Origin of the sequence: Flavobacterium ponti (assembly GCF_042652765.1) — a bacterium.
GTDB lineage: Bacteria > Bacteroidota > Bacteroidia > Flavobacteriales > Flavobacteriaceae > Flavobacterium > Flavobacterium ponti.
In genome coordinates, this window is the sequence record NZ_JBHSGW010000027.1 from 325,367 (window position 1) to 343,350 (window position 17,984).

Annotated in this window: 19 protein-coding genes; 18 read left to right on the forward strand and 1 reads right to left on the reverse strand. The window is 28.6% G+C overall.

Annotated features, from left to right (window positions below):
• Nucleotides 1–45 precede the first annotated feature (45 nt).
• From ACFO3U_RS13310 to ACFO3U_RS13380, 15 genes are all read left to right on the forward strand, one after another.
• Nucleotides 46–852 (forward strand): MlaE family ABC transporter permease, encoded by an 807-nt coding sequence (locus tag ACFO3U_RS13310; RefSeq protein WP_379743392.1) that lies wholly within the window; start codon nucleotides 46–48, stop codon nucleotides 850–852.
• Nucleotides 852–1,595 (forward strand): ABC transporter ATP-binding protein, encoded by a 744-nt coding sequence (locus ACFO3U_RS13315; protein ID WP_379743395.1) that lies wholly within the window; start codon nucleotides 852–854, stop codon nucleotides 1,593–1,595. Before ACFO3U_RS13310 ends, ACFO3U_RS13315 begins: the two co-directional genes overlap by 1 nt.
• A gap of 6 nt (nucleotides 1,596–1,601) precedes the next feature.
• The gene (locus tag ACFO3U_RS13320; RefSeq protein WP_379743398.1) at nucleotides 1,602–2,324 is read left to right on the forward strand and encodes an MlaD family protein; all 723 of its coding nucleotides are present in this window, start codon (nucleotides 1,602–1,604) and stop codon (nucleotides 2,322–2,324) included.
• A gap of 6 nt (nucleotides 2,325–2,330) precedes the next feature.
• A complete protein-coding gene (locus ACFO3U_RS13325; protein ID WP_379743401.1) occupies nucleotides 2,331–3,179 on the forward strand; it encodes a mechanosensitive ion channel family protein in 849 nt (282 codons plus the stop codon).
• Between the two features lie 47 nt (nucleotides 3,180–3,226).
• The gene (locus tag ACFO3U_RS13330) at nucleotides 3,227–3,793 is read left to right on the forward strand and encodes a helix-turn-helix domain-containing protein (protein ID WP_379743404.1); all 567 of its coding nucleotides are present in this window, start codon (nucleotides 3,227–3,229) and stop codon (nucleotides 3,791–3,793) included.
• A 7-nt stretch (nucleotides 3,794–3,800) separates the two neighbouring features.
• Nucleotides 3,801–4,247 (forward strand): response regulator, encoded by a 447-nt coding sequence (locus ACFO3U_RS13335; protein WP_379743407.1) that lies wholly within the window; start codon nucleotides 3,801–3,803, stop codon nucleotides 4,245–4,247.
• Between the two features lie 137 nt (nucleotides 4,248–4,384).
• Entirely contained in the window at nucleotides 4,385–6,460 is a 2,076-nt protein-coding gene (locus ACFO3U_RS13340; RefSeq protein WP_379743410.1) for a sensor histidine kinase, read from the forward strand.
• A 106-nt stretch (nucleotides 6,461–6,566) separates the two neighbouring features.
• Nucleotides 6,567–7,115, forward strand: coding sequence for a hypothetical protein (locus ACFO3U_RS13345; protein WP_379743413.1), 549 nt, complete (start codon nucleotides 6,567–6,569; stop codon nucleotides 7,113–7,115).
• A gap of 1 nt (nucleotide 7,116) precedes the next feature.
• On the forward strand, nucleotides 7,117–8,103 hold the full coding sequence (locus ACFO3U_RS13350) for a YihY/virulence factor BrkB family protein (protein ID WP_379743416.1): 987 nt from the start codon (nucleotides 7,117–7,119) through the stop codon (nucleotides 8,101–8,103).
• A 194-nt stretch (nucleotides 8,104–8,297) separates the two neighbouring features.
• Entirely contained in the window at nucleotides 8,298–8,951 is a 654-nt protein-coding gene (locus ACFO3U_RS13355; protein WP_379743419.1) for a porin family protein, read from the forward strand.
• Nucleotides 8,952–8,978: 27 nt separating this feature from the next.
• Nucleotides 8,979–9,131, forward strand: a complete 153-nt coding sequence (locus ACFO3U_RS13360; protein WP_379743422.1) for a lmo0937 family membrane protein — start codon at nucleotides 8,979–8,981, stop codon at nucleotides 9,129–9,131.
• Between the two features lie 25 nt (nucleotides 9,132–9,156).
• Nucleotides 9,157–9,432 (forward strand): YtxH domain-containing protein, encoded by a 276-nt coding sequence (locus ACFO3U_RS13365; protein WP_379743425.1) that lies wholly within the window; start codon nucleotides 9,157–9,159, stop codon nucleotides 9,430–9,432.
• Between the two features lie 2 nt (nucleotides 9,433–9,434).
• Nucleotides 9,435–9,824, forward strand: a complete 390-nt coding sequence (locus ACFO3U_RS13370) for a hypothetical protein (protein WP_379743427.1) — start codon at nucleotides 9,435–9,437, stop codon at nucleotides 9,822–9,824.
• Nucleotides 9,811–10,149, forward strand: coding sequence for a hypothetical protein (locus tag ACFO3U_RS13375; protein ID WP_379743430.1), 339 nt, complete (start codon nucleotides 9,811–9,813; stop codon nucleotides 10,147–10,149). The genes ACFO3U_RS13370 and ACFO3U_RS13375 overlap by 14 nt, the downstream gene beginning before the upstream one ends.
• 132 nt (nucleotides 10,150–10,281) lie before the next feature.
• Nucleotides 10,282–10,944 carry a hypothetical protein gene (locus ACFO3U_RS13380; RefSeq protein ID WP_379743433.1) on the forward strand — a complete coding sequence of 221 codons (663 nt, stop codon included), beginning with the start codon at nucleotides 10,282–10,284 and terminating at the stop codon, nucleotides 10,942–10,944.
• Nucleotides 10,945–11,053: 109 nt separating this feature from the next.
• Here ACFO3U_RS13380 and prfA read toward each other — a convergent pair whose 3' ends face one another.
• A complete protein-coding gene (gene prfA / locus ACFO3U_RS13385; RefSeq protein ID WP_379743436.1) occupies nucleotides 11,054–12,127 on the reverse strand; it encodes a peptide chain release factor 1 in 1,074 nt (357 codons plus the stop codon).
• A 192-nt stretch (nucleotides 12,128–12,319) separates the two neighbouring features.
• On the opposite strand from prfA, the gene ACFO3U_RS13390 reads away from it, so the two are divergent.
• The 3 genes from ACFO3U_RS13390 (at nucleotide 12,320) to ACFO3U_RS13400 (ending at nucleotide 17,978) form a co-directional block, all read left to right on the forward strand.
• Nucleotides 12,320–14,485 carry a TonB-dependent siderophore receptor gene (locus tag ACFO3U_RS13390; protein ID WP_379743439.1) on the forward strand — a complete coding sequence of 722 codons (2,166 nt, stop codon included), beginning with the start codon at nucleotides 12,320–12,322 and terminating at the stop codon, nucleotides 14,483–14,485.
• A gap of 70 nt (nucleotides 14,486–14,555) precedes the next feature.
• Nucleotides 14,556–15,677: a PepSY-associated TM helix domain-containing protein gene (locus ACFO3U_RS13395; protein WP_379743442.1), complete on the forward strand. Its 1,122-nt coding sequence runs from the start codon at nucleotides 14,556–14,558 to the stop codon at nucleotides 15,675–15,677.
• A gap of 150 nt (nucleotides 15,678–15,827) precedes the next feature.
• Nucleotides 15,828–17,978: a TonB-dependent siderophore receptor gene (locus ACFO3U_RS13400; protein WP_379743445.1), complete on the forward strand. Its 2,151-nt coding sequence runs from the start codon at nucleotides 15,828–15,830 to the stop codon at nucleotides 17,976–17,978.
• The last annotated feature ends 6 nt before the right edge of the window (nucleotides 17,979–17,984 follow it).

Consider the following 17,984-nt stretch of genomic DNA (forward strand, 5'->3'; position numbering starts at 1 on the left):
CAAACCTATCAGACTTAAATTTGTTAAAATAATTTTTAAAGTAAAATGAGTAAAAAAATACTTTCATATTCACATAACAAGTCATTTTTTTCAGCCATAAAAGAAAAAAGTATTTCATTTTTTATTAATGTGGCTAATGTTATGGATTATTTGAAAAACATTACTCGAAATTTGTTTTCTAATACATTAGAATTTCAAGAATTTTTAAAACAATGTTACCAAATAGGAAACAAATCAGTTGGATTAATTTCTATAACTGGAATCATAATTGGTTTGGTTTTAACCATCCAATCAAGACCACCATTAGTTGATTTTGGAGCAGTTGCTATGTTACCAGGAATGGTTGCAGTTTCAATCATTAGAGAAATGGGACCAGTTATAACAGCTTTAATTTGTGCTGGAAAAATTGGTTCAAGTATGGGTGCAGAATTAGGTTCAATGCGAGTAACCGAACAAATTGATGCCATGGAAGTTTCCAATACAAATCCAGTAAATTTTCTAATTATACCTCGAGTTTTAGCAGCAACAGTAATGATTCCAATTCTTACCTTGTATGCTGATGCTATTGGAATTTTTGGAAGCTGGTTAGGTGTAAACATAAAAGACGATGTTAGTTTAAAATTATTTATCACACAAGCATTTAAAAGCGTTGAATTTATTGATATTGTTCCAGCTTTAATTAAATCATTTTTCTTTGGAGCAGTCATTGGTTTAGTGGGTTGTTATAAAGGTTATAATGCTGGTAGAGGAACAGAAAGTGTTGGAATTGCTGCAAATTCTGCTGTAGTTACGGCTTCATTATTATTAATCATTGTAGACTTAATTGCTGTACAAATAACTGATTTATTATAATGGAAAATTCACCTCAAAATATAATAATTGACATAAAGAATCTCAAAAAAAGTTTTGGAGATCAAAAAGTGCTTAATGGAGTTACATTGCAACTACATGAAAAAGAGAACTTAGTTGTCTTAGGAAAATCTGGTTCTGGAAAATCAGTTTTAATAAAATGTATTGTTAGTCTTTTGCAACATGACGAAGGAAGCATTCAAGTTGGAGATTATGAATTAACAAATATAAATGAAGAAGATTTAATTGAAGTTCGTAGAAAAATTGGTTTCCTATTTCAAGGAGCTGCTTTGTATGATTCAATGACCGTTCGAGAAAACTTAACATTTTCTCTTTCAAGATTGGATAAAAAGTTTTCCAAAAAAGAAATTACCAATAAAATTGAAGAAGCTCTTGAAAATGTAAGCTTACCTGATTCAATCGACAAAATGCCTTCTGAATTATCTGGTGGAATGAAAAAAAGAATTGGTTTAGCCAGAACATTAGTTGTAAATCCTAAAATCATTCTTTATGACGAACCAACAACAGGATTAGACCCAATAACTTCAGATGAAATAAGCAATTTGATTAACGATACCAAAATAAAATTTAATAATTCCTCCATAATAATTACACACGATATTAAATGTGTTAAAACAGTTGCTGATAGAATTGTAATGATTAAAGACGGAAAAGTTTATAAAGAAGGAAGTTTAGAAGAGTTTACAAAAGATAATGATCCATACATACAATCATTTTTTAATTAAGAAATCATGACAACAAATAAAAAAGCATATAAAGTTAGATTAGGTATTTTTGTATCATTAGGATTACTAATCCTTTTTATCATAATATTTTTTATTGGAACTAATCAAAATCTATTTAGTTCAAAATTTAAAATCAGTACAAATTTTGGCAATGTAAGTGGTTTGCAAGTTGGTGGTCAAGTTCGGTTCTCAGGAATTTCCGTAGGAACTATAGAAAACATTCAAATTATTAATGATTCTACGGTAAACGTGATTGCTTCGATTGATAGTGATGTAAAAAAATTCATTAAGAAAGATAGCAAAGCTTCTATTGCTTCTGAAGGTGTAATTGGTGATAGAATTTTAACGATTTCACAAGGAAGTACAAAATCTCCTGAAGTTAAAGATGGTGCTCGAATTGAATCTTTTGAACCTGTAGAATTTGATGACATACTTTCATCTATTCAAGTAACTGCTGGAAATGCAGAAATTATTACCAATGAATTAGCCATTTTATTAAGCGACATCAATGACGGAGAAGGAACCATAGGAAAACTTATGAATGATGAAGACATGGCCAATGATCTAGACAGAACAATGGAAAATTTAAGAAAAAGTTCCAAAGGGCTTGAAGAAAACATGGAAGCTGCTAAACATAACTTTCTCTTAAGAGGTTACTTTAAAAAGAAAGAAAGAGAAAAAGAAAGAGCCAGAAAAGAAGCTGAAAAAGAGGCTAAAAAAAACAAATAAACTAATATGAATCCAGAAATAGAAACTTTTAAACAATCGCTTTATCAATCTTGGTTTAGCTTAATTGATCAATTGCCAACTATTATCTTTTCAATAATTATATTCATTATTGGATTACTAATCATCAAGTTAATCAATAAATATGCTAAAAAAATAATTGTTTCAAAAGCAAATGATCCGTTGGTTGCTGACTTTATTTTAAGTATTATTTCATTAGCTCTAACTGTTATTTTATTTGTAATCTGTTTAGGAATTTTAGGTTTTGATGATGTAACAAATAAAGTTTTAGCTGCAGCTGGATTGTCAACTTTTATAATTGGTTTTGCACTTAAAGATATAGGAGAAAACTTTTTGGCTGGAATTTTAATGGCATTTCAAAGACCTTTTAGAATTGGAGATTTAATCCAAATTGACAATGTAAAAGGAAGAGTAATTGAAATGAGTTTACGCTCAACAACCATAAAAACTTTAGACGGAATTGATGCTTATATTCCAAATGCTTCAATCTTAAAAAACAACCTTGAAAATTTTACTATTGATGAATTAATGCGAAATGATTTTATTGTAAGTGTTTCACATGATGATCGAATTGATGAAGCTTTTGATATGATAGATGCAATTTTAAAAGAAAATGAATTTGTTTTAAACATTCCAACTCATGCTGTTTTAGTTGATAAAATAGAAAATGATATTGTAAATATTGGTGTCTATTATTGGTACAGAACGGATGAAGTAAAAGCTCCAGGAGGAAAACTAAAGTCTGATTTACAATTGATTATTTATAAAAAATTAAAAGCAAGTGGATTTAATTTACCAACAACAACAGTTTCATACGAAAGAATTGATAAGAATTAAAAAAAATCATTTTAATTTTAATAAATTTACGGAATAAAGTATAACCTATGAAAGTATTTATAAAGTTTGATTTTAACTCAATTTGCAAAAAAGTTCTTGAGGAAAAATTAGAAGAGCATCAGATAAAACACAAAGTTTTAGGGTTTGGAGAAATCGAATTTTTAGAAAAACTATCCAACGAAAGATTAGAAGCATTTAGCAATTCACTAAATCCATATGGAATTGAAATAGTCGAAAATCAAAAATCAATTTTAATTCAAAAAATAAAGGATACAATTGTTGATATGGTTTTTAATGAAGACACAAATGTGAATGTAAAAAGTTCGGTTTATTTAGCAGATAAGTTAGGACACAGTTATGGTTATTTATCTAATTTATTTTCTGAGGTGACTTATACTTCTATTGAAAATTTTATTATAATTCAAAAAATTGAATACACCAAACAGTTGATTATAAGCAATCAGTTATCTTTAACAGAAATTGCTTTCAAATTAAATTATTCAAGTGTAGCTCACTTAAGCTCTCAATTCAAAAACACAACAGGAATAACACCTTCTGCGTTTCAAAGAATTATAAAAAAACGTAGAGAAAACGCAACAAAAAACATAAACTAAAATAAATATGCAAGAAGATTATATCCTAATTACTTTGGCTGATGATGATGAAGATGACAGATTATTTTTTACAGATGCTTTTGATGAATTAAAAATAAACACTGTCGTTAACACTGTTAAAAATGGTAGAGAATTAATTAATTTTCTAGATCATCCGGAAACTGTATTGCCAAATATCATTTTTCTAGATTTAAATATGCCTATTTTAAACGGAATTGAATGTTTAAAAGAAATCAAACAAAATGAAAGATTCAAAGACATTGCTATTGCTATTTACTCAACTTCTTCCTCTGAAGAAGATGTAGAAAATACTTTTGTTTTGGGTGCCAACATCTATATCAAAAAGCCAAGTAACTTCAATGATTTGAAAAAAATATTATCAGATGTTGTTACTGTCAATTGGCAATATCATACTAGTGGTTTAAACAAAGAAAATTTTTTACTTAGACTATAATGCCTTTAAAAGATATAAAACATAAATCCTCCATTTTTCACAAAATTATTTTTACGATAAGTTTATTTGTAATCCTCTTTATTGGGGCAATTACTTTTAAACATATCAACAATATCTCAGATTCTTCAAAGTTATTAATGCATACTTATGAAGTCAATTTAGAGTTAGAACATCTTTTTTCATATATAAAAGATTCTGAAAACAGCATGAGAGGTTATTTAATATCTAAAGACACTATTTATTTAGAACCCTATAGAACAGCTACAAAAAACGTAAACAATACTTTTTTATCTTTAAAAAAATTAACGCTAGATAATAAAAGACAGTCAGAAAATCTGCAAGATTTATTTAAAATAGTAAACAAAAGATATGAATACATGAAAGCGTATTCAGAACAAAGTAGAAGAGTTGACATTACAAATAGTTCTAGTTTCAAAAAAAATTTTAGAGAAAGTAGCAAATTATTGGTAGACATTAGAAATAAGTTAAATGAAATGGTTGACTTAGAAGAAAGTTATCTAAAAGCACGAAATTCTGAATATAACAATCAAATTTATCTAACACCTATATTAACCTTAGGAATATTATTTATCACTCTTGTACTTTTAATCTTTGCTTACAATCAAACTACAAAAGATGTTGACAAACTACAAGCTGCATATACAAAACTAAAAAAGTCTCAATTTTTAAGTTATCAAGCTGAAATTTTATCTGAATTTGGAACTTGGGAATGGAATCTAAACACCAATGTTATAGTTTATTCTGATAATTTATATAGAATTTTAGGTACTGAACCACAATCTTTTGAAGCAGGTCAAGAAAATTTTATGAAATTTGTTCATGAAGAAGATTATCAAATAGTAAATGATATTTTTGATAAAATTTTAAAAGACGAACATCTTCCCTATTCTTATTTTAGAATTACTAGAAAAGATAATGAAATTCGCTACCTAAGGTCTATTGGGAAATTATTTGTCGATGATTTAGGAAACAAAACTGTTTTAGGTGTAACTGTTGACATTACAGACGAACACTATAAAAATGAATTACTTAAAAGCAGTAATGAAGATTTAATTAGCGCAAACAAAGAATTAAAAATATTTGACGAATCTAGTAGACAAGCAGAAATACTTGGTCAGTATGGAAGTTGGGTATTGAGCTATGACACATTTGAATTTAAATATTCCGATAATAAATTTAGATTGCTAGGTTGCAAACCACAATCATTTAATCCTACAATTGAAAAATTATTAGAATTTGTCCATCCAGATGACAAACATATTGTTATAGAAGCCAATGAAAGTGCTCTAAAAACAAAGGAAATTCCTAACATGGATTATAGAATCATTAGGAAAGATGGAAAAATTAGGCATTTCAAAACAATTGCAAAATCGTTTGTTGATTTAAGTGGAACGGAAAGCATGATTGGAACAACCCAAGATGTTACTGATGATTATAACAAGAGTGAACAACTTAGAAACAGAAATAAAGAACTAGAACAAAACATCAAAGAGTTAAATGAATTTAATCATGTGGCCAGTCATGACTTACAAGAACCTTTAAGAAAAATTCAAACTTTCATTTCAAGAATTAATGATAAAGAAAAAGATAATTTATCTGATTTTGGTAAAGAATATTTAACTCGAATTGAAAAAGCTTCAAATAGAATGCGAGTACTTATTAATGACTTGTTACAATATTCAAGAAATAATCGAACCGAAAAAATATTTGAAAAAATTGATTTAAATGAACAATTAGGCAATACCTTATCCGAACTTTCTCAAAGTATTGAAGACAAGAAAGCTATAATTAATCATAGTGAATTACCTAAAATTAAAGGAATAAGCTTTCAAATTCAACAGCTGTTCACCAACTTATTGAGTAATTCTCTAAAGTATTCAAAAGAAGATGTTACTCCAGTTATAAACATTAGTTCAAAAGAAATAATTGCTAAAAACGAACCTTCATTAAAAGACGATACCAATAAAAAATATCATAAAATTGAATTTAAAGATAACGGAATTGGCTTTGATCAAGAAAATGCTGAAAAAATATTTTTATTATTCAATCGTCTTCATGGAAAAACTGAATATCAAGGAACTGGAGTTGGTTTAGCAATTTGCAAAAAGATAGTAGAAACACACGATGGGCAAATTTTTGCAAAGAGTAAACTTGGTGATGGAGCTACTTTTACTGTTTATATTCCAGTTTAGTTTTTTTTAAGACAACACCTATTGTATGGGAATTATGTAAAATTAAATTTTAATTTCATAAGTCAAATACTGTCTTTTTTTTAGAAATTTGTATTAAAATTATATTATGTTAAACAACACAAAATTACGAACTCTTACATACTCAGTTGCTATAGTTTTAATTTTGTTTTTGTCTTGCAACGATGAAAAAGAAAGAGACTTTAGTACTTCTATGTACAATGAAAATAATTCAGAGATTGAATCAAAAATCAATTTCAGAACTGTTGCGGTTTTAAACGAAACAAATAAAAAAATAATTGATATAGCTTCAATTGCTTTTGATAATTCTAAGGAATTAAAAGAATCTAAAATAATTTTAAAAATTAAAAAAGATCACCAAAAAATTGAATCTGAATTAAAAAGAATTACTGACGAAAATTTAATAATCATTCCAGAACCTATTTTTGATTTAAAATTAAATCAAAGTTTCTTAAAAGGAATCAATTCTAGTTATTACTTAATTTCTCTACTTGAAAAAGAAATTAACAATCAAATAAAAATATTAGATTCAATTGAAAGAGGTTCAAGAGATGAAGAATTCAAAGCTTTTGCAGACAAATCAAAAGAAGTATTATTAAGCAACAACGATTTACTTGAAGAATTTTTAGAGTTATAAAATGGACTCAGTAAAAAAATATATTGTAGAGTTACTTGAAGTTATTAAAAATGCTTTCAATGGTTTTTTAGAACATAAAGTATTAAAAATGAGTGGAGCTTTGGCTTACACTACAATGTTTTCTCTTGGTCCATTGCTTCTAGTTATTTTATTTTTATCTGACATCTTCTTAGGAAGAGAAGCTATAGAAGGAACAATATACCATCAAATAAAAAACTTTGTTGGACCAGCCAGTGCTAATCAAATTCAAAATATAATAGAAAATTTAGCTTTATCTAATGAAGGAACTTTTGCCGGAATTGTTGGAGTTATAACTTTATTAATTGGAGCAACTTCAGTTTTTGCAGAAATTCAAGATTCTATAAATACTATTTGGGGAATTAAACCTAAAAAACAATCGGGCTTTTGGCTATTTATAAAAGCTCGTTTACTTTCATTTGGAGTAATTGGTAGTTTTGGATTTATTCTGTTGGTTTCTTTAGGTGTTTCCACAATAATGGATACTTTAAGCAATCGCTTATTTTCTCAATTTTCAGACTCAGCTTTTTACATTGTTTATATTGCAAATAATTTAATAACATTTACAATAATTTCACTATTATTTGGAGCCATTTTCACCATATTACCTGATGCAGAAATAAAATGGAGACAAGTTAGATTAGCATCATTTACAACAGCAATTTTATTTATGATTGGAAAATTTCTTATCTCCTTTTATATTGCCAACTCCAATCTGCAAGATGTATATGGAACTGCAGGCTCTTTTGTAATATTAATGGTTTGGGTTTATTATTCATCTGTAATATTATATTTCGGTGCTGAATTTGCAAAAAGTTATGCTATCAAATTTTCTAATCCAATCAAACCTTCAAAATTTGCAGATTTTATTCATGATGTAGAAGTTGTCTCTAAAGAAAAAAATATTCAAAACGTAGATAAAGAATTAGACGTAATAAAAAAAAAACTCTCTGAAGAAGGATTTAAATAATTAATCCATTCTGCAATATATTTCTAAACTCCTCTAAAATCAAGAGGAGTTTTTTTATTTAAAAAAATAGAAAAAAAGCCTAAATGGAAATTCTATAAAACATCAAAAATATATTATAACGAAATAGCTCTAAACCTGTTGCATCTTTGTAATGTAGAAAACGAAAAAAAAATATCAAATTAAATCTAATTACTATGAAAAACAGAATTCAATTATTTTCGGCCCTTATTTTTTGTTTAGGAACAACATTCACAAATGTACAAGCTCAAACAAATGATTCATCAAATGCACAAGTAGGTGTTAAAGGTGGTGTAAACTTTTCTAACCTTTATTCAGATGATGTTGATGACAACAATGTATTAACAAGTTTTAATGCTGGTTTTTATGCATCAATTCCATTGACAAGTTCATTGGCTTTTCAACCTGAGTTTTTATACAGTAGAAAAGGTGCTGAGTTAGAATATGACAATGCATTTGCAAGCGGTGCAACAAAATTCAAACTAAACTACATTGAAGTACCATTATTATTAAAAATCAATTTAACAGACAATATTAATGTTCATGCTGGACCTTATTTTGCTTACTTAATTGATGCAAAAGTAACAGACGAAAACAGTGATGGAGATATCAATTTTGAAGAAGAATTTAATAATGATGATTTCAACAAGTTTGACGTTGGACTTTCAGCTGGTTTAGGTTTTGACTTTAATTCAATTGGAATTGGAGCTCGTTATAACTACGGTTTATCTACAGTTGGTAAGGAAAGAGATTTTGCAGGAACCACTTATACATTTCCAGATGCAAAAAACAGCAATATTAGTGTTTATGTAGCACTTAAATTAAACTAATTCATTAACCCATAAAAAATAGAAATCATGCAAAACTTATTATATCTAATTGCAGTCATATTAGTGATATTTTGGGCCCTTGGGTTCTTTGTATACAGTGCAGGTTCATTAATTCATATCTTATTAGTAATTGCAGTAATTGCCATTCTATTAAGACTTATAAGAGGAAGAGGAATATAAAAATAACAATTTAAAAAAAAATATTATGAAAACAAGTAAAACAATAGTTGGAGTATTAAGTGGAGTTGCAGTTGGTGCAGCATTAGGAATATTATTTGCTCCAGACAAAGGATCTAAAACCAGAAAAAAAATTGCTGATAAAAGCAATGCAGCTAAAGACAGTTTAAAAGACAGTTTCGATGAATTTTTAGATACTGTTTCAGAAAAATATAGCACTTTAGTAAGTAAAGGGGAAGAATTGCTAGAAAAAGGAAAAAAAGAAGCGAATAACACCAAAGAAGAAATTACTAAACAATTATAAAAATGGATAATATTGCAACAAACATGGAAGCGTTATATGAAAAAGCTAAAGAATATGTTGATTTAAACATAGAGCTTTTTAGACTTAATGCAATTGATAAAGCAGCTGATGTACTTTCATCATTATTTGCTCGATTAATTTTAATTATGGTTGTTGCAATGTTTACTTTATTTATAAACATAGCCTTGAGTCTTTATATTGGTAAACAACTAGGTGAAATGTATCTAGGTTTTTTAATTGTTTCAGGAATATATTTAGTGTTATCCATATTGGTTTATTATTTCAGTGATAAAATGCTAAAATTACCATTAACCAATTTGGTAATCGCTAAATTATTAAAAACGAAAGCTAAAAGAAATAAATCAAATACACCAAATAATGAAACCATATAAAGACCAAAACGAAAGATTAGACTTAGCTATTGAAGAGCTGGAACTTAAAAGAGATTTGAAGTTTATCGAACTAAAACATCAATTAGCTTCAACTTATGAAAGTGTAAAACCAATAAATATGTTGAATCAAGCACTGGAAGATTTTAAAGAATCTCCAAGTATTAAGTCAAATTTACTTCAAACTGTAGTTAGTTTAGCAGGAGGCTATTTTTCAAAAAGACTTTTAATTGGTAAATCAAATTCAATATTGAAAAACTTATTAGGTTATGTTTTGCAATATGGAGTTACTAATTTTATTTCTAAAAAAGTGGATGAAAACACATAGTATTTTGGTTTGTTCAAATAAAAAAATTGCAAATTCAACAAAGCTAATTATATAACACTTTGAAAAAATTATATAACAGCTAAACACCCAAGAATAAATAATTTTATACAATAATTAAAAACTCACAAAAAGATGAAAAATTTAAAATTAACTTTAGGATTAGTTGCATTGGCAACAGCATTTACATCGTGTAAAGATGAAAATCAAGAAATGGCTCAAAAATCAGTAGATTCATATGAAAAATATGTAGATTCAATAAGTAATGTAGCAGAAGCAGAAGCTGCAGCAAATTGGGACGCTATTCAAGCTGATTATGAAAAAATGAAAATGGATGCTGAAAGTTCAGTAGCAACTGCAACAGATAAAGAACCTCTACAAAAAGATGTAGATAACGCAACAATGAAATATGATGAATATAAAGTAAAAGTTGTAGCCGAAAAACAAAAAATGGATGGTGAAAATTCAAAAATGGTATTGTACAAATCATTCTTTGGAGATAATTATGTTAGTGATGACATGAAATTTGCATGGGTAAACAAAGACAACATTTTAAGCGTTTATGAAAACTTTTATGCTACAGTTGAGAAAAACAAAGATGCTTATTCAAGAGAAGATTGGGACGAAATTAAATTGGCCTATGAAGCTTTAGATACAAGAAAAAATACTGTAGAAAACGAAGGTTTGTCTTCTGAAGATAACAGAAAAATCGCTGGAATTAAACTAAAATTTGCTCCAATGTATACTGTTAACAGAATGGGGTCTAAATCTGAAGAAAACGCAGATGCAAAAAAATAATTGTTGAAAAACAATTATGTATGTAAGTTTGGCAAAAAGCCATACTTTCGGGGAAAAAAAACAGCGAGAATTATCTCGCTGTTTTTGATTTTTATATATGCTTAGTTTATTAAAAAACTTCTGACTCTTTTAATTTTTCGGTGTTACTTACCAATTGCAATTCACTTACAATTTTTTGAATATCACCATTCATAATATTTCCTAAATCGTATAAAGTAAGACCAATTCTGTGATCTGTTACACGACCTTGAGCATAATTGTAAGTCCTAATTTTAGCAGAACGGTCACCACTACTCACCTGACTTGTTCTTTTTGTAGCATCTTCAGCTTCTTTCTTAGCCAATTCCATTTCATATAAACGCGAACGTAAAACATTTAAAGCTTTGTCTTTGTTTTTATGTTGTGATTTTTGATCTTGACATTGAGCCACCAAACCAGTTGGAATATGTGTCAAACGAACAGCAGATTTTGTTGTATTTACCGATTGACCACCAGGACCAGACGAACAGAAAAAGTCAACACGAACATCATTCATATCAATTTGCACGTCAAATTCTTCAGCTTCAGGTAAAACCATTACAGTTGCTGCTGAAGTGTGAACTCTACCTTGAGTTTCTGTCTGAGGTACACGTTGCACACGATGAACACCAGCTTCAAACTTTAAAGTTCCATAAACATCTTCACCAGTTACTTCAAAAATTACCTCTTTGAAACCACCAGATGTTCCTTCGTTCATATCAACTACCGAAGTTCTCCAACCTTTATTTTCGCAATATTTAGTATACATTCTGAATAAATCACCAGCAAAAATAGAAGCTTCATCACCACCTGTTCCTGCACGAATCTCTACCATTACATTTTTAGCATCTTCAGGATCTTTAGGAATCAACATAAATTTGATTTCTTCTTCCAATTGAGGTAAACGTTCTTTAGCTTCTTCTAATTGCATTTTTGCCATTTCAACCATTTCGGCATCAGAACCATCAGCAATTATTTCATTAGCTTCATCTATATTTCCTGTTATATTGATTAATTCTTCACGTTTTTCCATTAAGTCTTTTAAACCTTTATATTCTTGGTTTAATTGCACATAACGTTTTTGATCGGCAATAACATCAGGCTGAATAATCAAATCTGATATCTCATCGAAACGTTGTTTTACATATTGAAGTCTTTCTAACATTTTACTGCATTTATTTAGGAGTGCAAAGTTAATGAAAAAAACGATTAGTTGTTATTCATAAAATTATTGATTTTTACAAACTCAAAATCAGACTCTTAAAAACTTTATTTAAAATAAGTCTAAATAAATTTTGTCATTAAAAACACAGCTATTATTTTTGTCGTGTTATTTTAATTAAATCTAAATAAAGCAATGCGAAAAATTATTCTTTCATCTCTATTATGTTTAGGAATCTATAGTGCAAATGCACAAGAAAAAAAAGAAAATGAAACCAAAAAAGATACTATTAAGTATTTAAACGAAGTCATTTTAGAAGCAAAAAATGAAATTAAATACAAAAAAGAAACTAGTCAAAATGTTTCTAAAATGCCTCTGAACGATATTGAAAATCCTCAAGTTTATAATTCAATACCTGTTGAATTATTAAAAGATCAAGTAGTTACTAATTTTAATGATGCTCTAAAAAATGCAACAGGAGTAACTCGTTTGTGGGAATCAACTGGCCGTGGAACTGATGGTGCAGAATATTATTCAATGAGAGGTTTCTCTGTTCAACCAACAATGATTAACGGTTTACCTGGAATAAATAATGGAACAATTGATCCTTCCAATATTGAAAGTGTAGAAGTTATCAAAGGTCCTTCTGGAACATTATTTGGAAGTAGCTTAATTTCTTATGGTGGTTTAATTAATATTGTGACAAAAAAACCTAAATCAGATTTCGGTGGAGAAATTAGCTACAATGCTGGTTCTTATGGTTCTGATAGAGTAACTGCTGATATCAATATGCCACTTAATAAAGATAAAAGCACTCTTTTAAGAGTCAATACAGCGTATCAAAAAGAAAATAGTTTTCAAGATGCTGGATTTAATAAATCATTCTTCATTGCTCCTTCTCTAAAACATATTGTGAATGATAAATTATATTTCTTAGTAAATACAGAATTCACTCAAAGAGAATCAGCCAATAATCCAATGATTTTTTTAAATAGAAATAATCCTTTATCATTTAGTTCCATTGATTTATTTGAAAAAAACTATAAGAATTCATTTAACTCAAATGATTTAACAATAAGCAATCCAACTTTTAGTTTACAAGCTCAAATGATGTATAAATTATCTTCTAAATGGACTTCACAAACAGTTTTATCTAGAGGAAATAGTAAAACAAATGGATACTACCATTATTTATATGACATGTCTGATGGAAATAGCTTTCAAAGATATATTGCTAAATTAAATGGAGAAACTTATACAACAGACATCCAACAAAACTTTATTGGTGATTTTAATCTTGGAAATATGAGAAATCGTTTAGTTGTTGGATTAGATTATTATAAGTCAAACATACTTAACGGTGGTTCTGGTTGGGTTGGTAATGGAGTTGTTACTCTTCAAGATGGTGAAGATGATGGAGATTTAACACAAGCTGGTGTTGATGATTTATTAGTTGGAACTTTCAGTGGAAACACCTCAGCAATAAATGAAGTTTATAGTGCTTATGCTTCAAACATTTTAAATATTTTACCTCAACTTTCTGTAATGGCAAGTTTACGTATTGATCAATTTAAATCTTCAACTTCAACAAGTGATAATGATTTTGACCAAACAGCAGTTTCTCCAAAATTTGGAATTGTTTACCAACCAATTCTTAATAAAGTATCTGTGTTTGCAAATTACATGAATGGATTTAAAAACATTGCTCCAACTACAGTTTCAAATGTTGATGGTACTAATCAAAGATTACAATCTTTTGACCCAGAACATGCAAATCAATATGAGTTTGGTGTTAAAACAAATATTTTTAAAGACAAATTAGCCTTAACAGCAAGTTATTATAACATCACAGTTTCAAACACAGTAATTGTAGACCCAACAAATCCAAACAATTCAATACAAGGTGGAGAATCAGAAAGCAAAGGAATTGAATTGAGCTTAATCGCAAATCCAGTAAATGGATTAAATATTATTGCTGGATATAGTAATAATGATGCAAAAGTTACTAAAGATAGTCCAGCTGGTGGATATTTAGGTTTAAGACCAGAATCTGCAGGACCTGAAACTTTGGTTAATTTGTGGGCTAATTATACTTTCCAAACTGGAAATTTAAAAGGATTTGGAATTGGATTTGGAGGAAATCATGCTAGTGAATACAAAACTTTAAATAGAGATGGAATAGGTGTTTTTGCATTACCAAGTTACACTATTGTAAACACAGCTTTGTCTTACGATACAAATAAATTTAATATCACATTAAAATTGAATAACGCATTAAATGAAAAGTATTATTCAGGATGGTCTACAGTGACACCTCAACGTTTACGTAGTTTAATTGCAGGATTAACATATAAATTTTAAGTTAAATAAAACAGTAACTAAAACTCCTTATTTCGGTAAGGAGTTTTTATGATTTATAAAAATAATAAAAATGAATTTTAAAAAAGCCGTTCGAAAAATACATCTTTGGTTAGGATTAGCTACTGGAATAATTGTTTTTATAATTTCCATAACTGGGTGTTTGTATGCATTTCAAATGGAAATTTCTAATCTTGTAGAAGACTTTCGGTTTGTAGAAGTACAAGACAAACCATTTATTCTTCCATCTCAATTGCAGGCCATTGGTCAAAAAGAATTACCAAACAAACATATTCATGCCATTCAGTTTAAAGGTAAAAATGAAGCAGCAGAAGTTATTTTTTATAATGAAGAACCTCTGTATTATGATATCTGTTACATAAATCCATACACTGGAAAAGTACAGAAAACAGTTAACGAATTTTCAGGTTTTTTTAGATTTATTTTAGATGGTCACTTTTATTTATGGCTTCCACATGAATTAGGACAAACCATTATTGCAACCTCAACTTTAATTTTTATTTTAATTATTATTAGTGGCTTTATATTGTGGTTTCCCAAAAACAAAAGTGCAGCCAAACAACGTTTTTGGTTCAAATGGAAAAAAAGCACAAAATGGAAACGTAAAAACTATGACCTACATAACATTACCGGATTTTATGTTTTATCAATTGCCTTAATTTTTGCTATTACAGGATTAGTTTGGGGATTTCCTTGGTTTGCTTATTCTTATTATACAGCCATTGGTGGAGAAAAATCATTAATTTATGAAGAACCAAAATCTGTTCTACAAGATAATTTAGAAGCAACAGCAAATCCTTTAGATAAAGTTTGGTTGAAAATGCAAAAAGAATATCCAAAAGCACAATCTATTGAAGTACATCCGCAAGAAGAAGAGAACTCTCCTATTGCTGCTAATGCTAACTTAGGTGATGGAACCTATTGGCAAACCGAATACAGGTATTTTGACGCTTACTCTTTAGAAGAAATTGAAGTAAATAATATCTATGGTAAACTTAAAAACGCAACAAACTCAGATAAATTGATGCGAATGAATTATGACATTCATACAGGAGCAATAATTGGGTTACCTGGTAAAATCTTTGCCTTTTTAATTAGTTTATTAGTTGCTAGTCTTCCTGTTACAGGGTTTATGGTTTGGCTTGGGAGAAAGAAAAAGAAGAAAACCTCTTAATAAAAGACATCAAACAGAACTTTTATCACAAATAAACACATAATAATCAAACACTTATAAAATTTATTTAAAATAAGTCTAAATAAACTTTGTAGATTCAAAATTGGGTTTTATTTTTGCATCGTTATTTTAATTAAATCTAAATAAGTTATGCGAAAAATAAATTTGATAATCGGAATTTCTCTTGTAAGTCTAAGTTTTTATGCACAAGACAGTTACAAGTATGATGGTGATATAACACTTGAAAATGATACCGTAAAAATCAAAAAATACAACCTTCAAGAAGTAGTGTTGACTGGTAAAACAATTGACAATCCTGTTTCTATTGGAAAAACGGATATCAAGCCAATGGATTTACCACAAGCAACTGCAGTTATAACTAATGAAACTTTAGAAAATCAACAAGTAAACTCAATTACAGATATTCTTAAAAATGCCAATGGAGTTTATATCATGGGAAATACTGGTGGTTATCAAGAAGAAATTGCATCAAGAGGCTTTTCTTTAAGTAGTGATAATACTTTTAAAAATGGTGTTCGTTATTACAACGGAATGAGTTTTGAAACTTCAGGTTTAGAGAGAGTTGAATTCTTAAAAGGTAGTGCTGCCATGTTATTTGGAAATGTAGCTCCAGGTGGGATTTTAAACTTAGTAACTAAAAAACCTAAATATGATTTTGGTGGTGAAGTAGGTTTCCGTTTTGGAAGTTTTAATACTATTAAACCAAATGTTGATGTTTATGGTGCTTTAAATAAAAAGAAAACAATTGCGTTTAGAATCAATAGCTCTTTTCAAAAAGCAGATAGCTATAGAAATTATGTAAGTTCTGAAAGATATTATATCAATCCTTCTGTGGAATTCAAAATAACAGACAAAACTAAATTATTAGTAGAAACTGACTACACAAATGATACTAGAACTCCTGATTTTGGAGCTGGTGTAATTAATTATGAAGTTGTTGACATACCAAGAAATCGCTTTTTAGGAGTTACTTGGGGAAAATATGACAGTGAGCAACTTTCAAATACAATTACCTTAACACATACTATCAATTCAAATTGGAAAGTGAATTTTATCAATGGAATTCGTTATTACAAAACAGAATTATTTTCAAATGCTCGTCCAAACACTGGTGGTTTAATTGGAGCTGATGGAAATTGGAATAGAAACATCCAAAAAGCAGATACAAAAGATAATTATTTTACACAACAAGCCAATTTGAATGGTAAATTTTCAATCGGAAAAACAAATCACAATTTCTTGTTTGGAGCTGATGTTGAAAATTATAAAACCTACTCTACTCGTTACAACACTGAAAGCTATGATACTATAAACATTTTTGAAGATTATAATCCTGCAATTGAAGGAGCAATTCCAACGATGACAAAAAGCAGATTAACTACTACACCTATAAGTCGTTTTGGAATTTATGTACAAGATTTAGTTAGTTTAACTGAAAAATGGAAAGTTTTAGCGGGTGTTCGTTATACATACCAAGACACAGAAAATAATGTTTTAACATATAGTAGCAACAACACAGCTATCACAAACAATTATGACGAAGCATTTTCTCCAAGAGTTGGTTTAATTTTTCAACCTACAAAAAACCATTCAATCTTTGCTACTTATTCCAACTCATTTGATGTAAATACTGGTGCAGACATCAACAATGAACCTTTAAAACCTTCTATCATTGACCAATATGAAGTTGGAATTAAAAACAAATTGTTCAACGATAAAATTCAGGCTAACGTAACTGTTTATCAAATTAACAATGACAATTTAGCACAAACTTCATTAATTGATCCAAATTTCAGAGAATTAGCTGGTTCTATTAGAAGTGAAGGAGTTGAAATTGATTTAAGTGCAAGTCCATTCAAGGGTTTTCAAATTATTGCAGGATATAGTTTCAATGAAACAAAATATGTAAAAAGTAATACTTATATCGAAGGAAGTTTATTGCGTTACAACCCAAAAAACACAGCTAATTTAAGTTTCAATTATGCTATTGAAAGTGGAAAATTAAACGGCTTAAACTTTGGATTAATTAATACTTATTTTGGAGAAAGATATGCTGGTCGTTCTACTCAAGTAACTACAGAAAACGACATAAGAAGATTAATTTATTTAGAAGATTATTTCCAAGTTGATGCTACTTTAGGTTATACTTTCAAGAAATTTAGCATCAGAGCAAAATTAAGCAACTTATTCAATGAGTTAAATTACAACGCTCATGATGATAACAGTTTAAACCCAATTGCACCAAGAAATTATTCAGTTGCTTTAAATTATAAATTTTAATTTCAA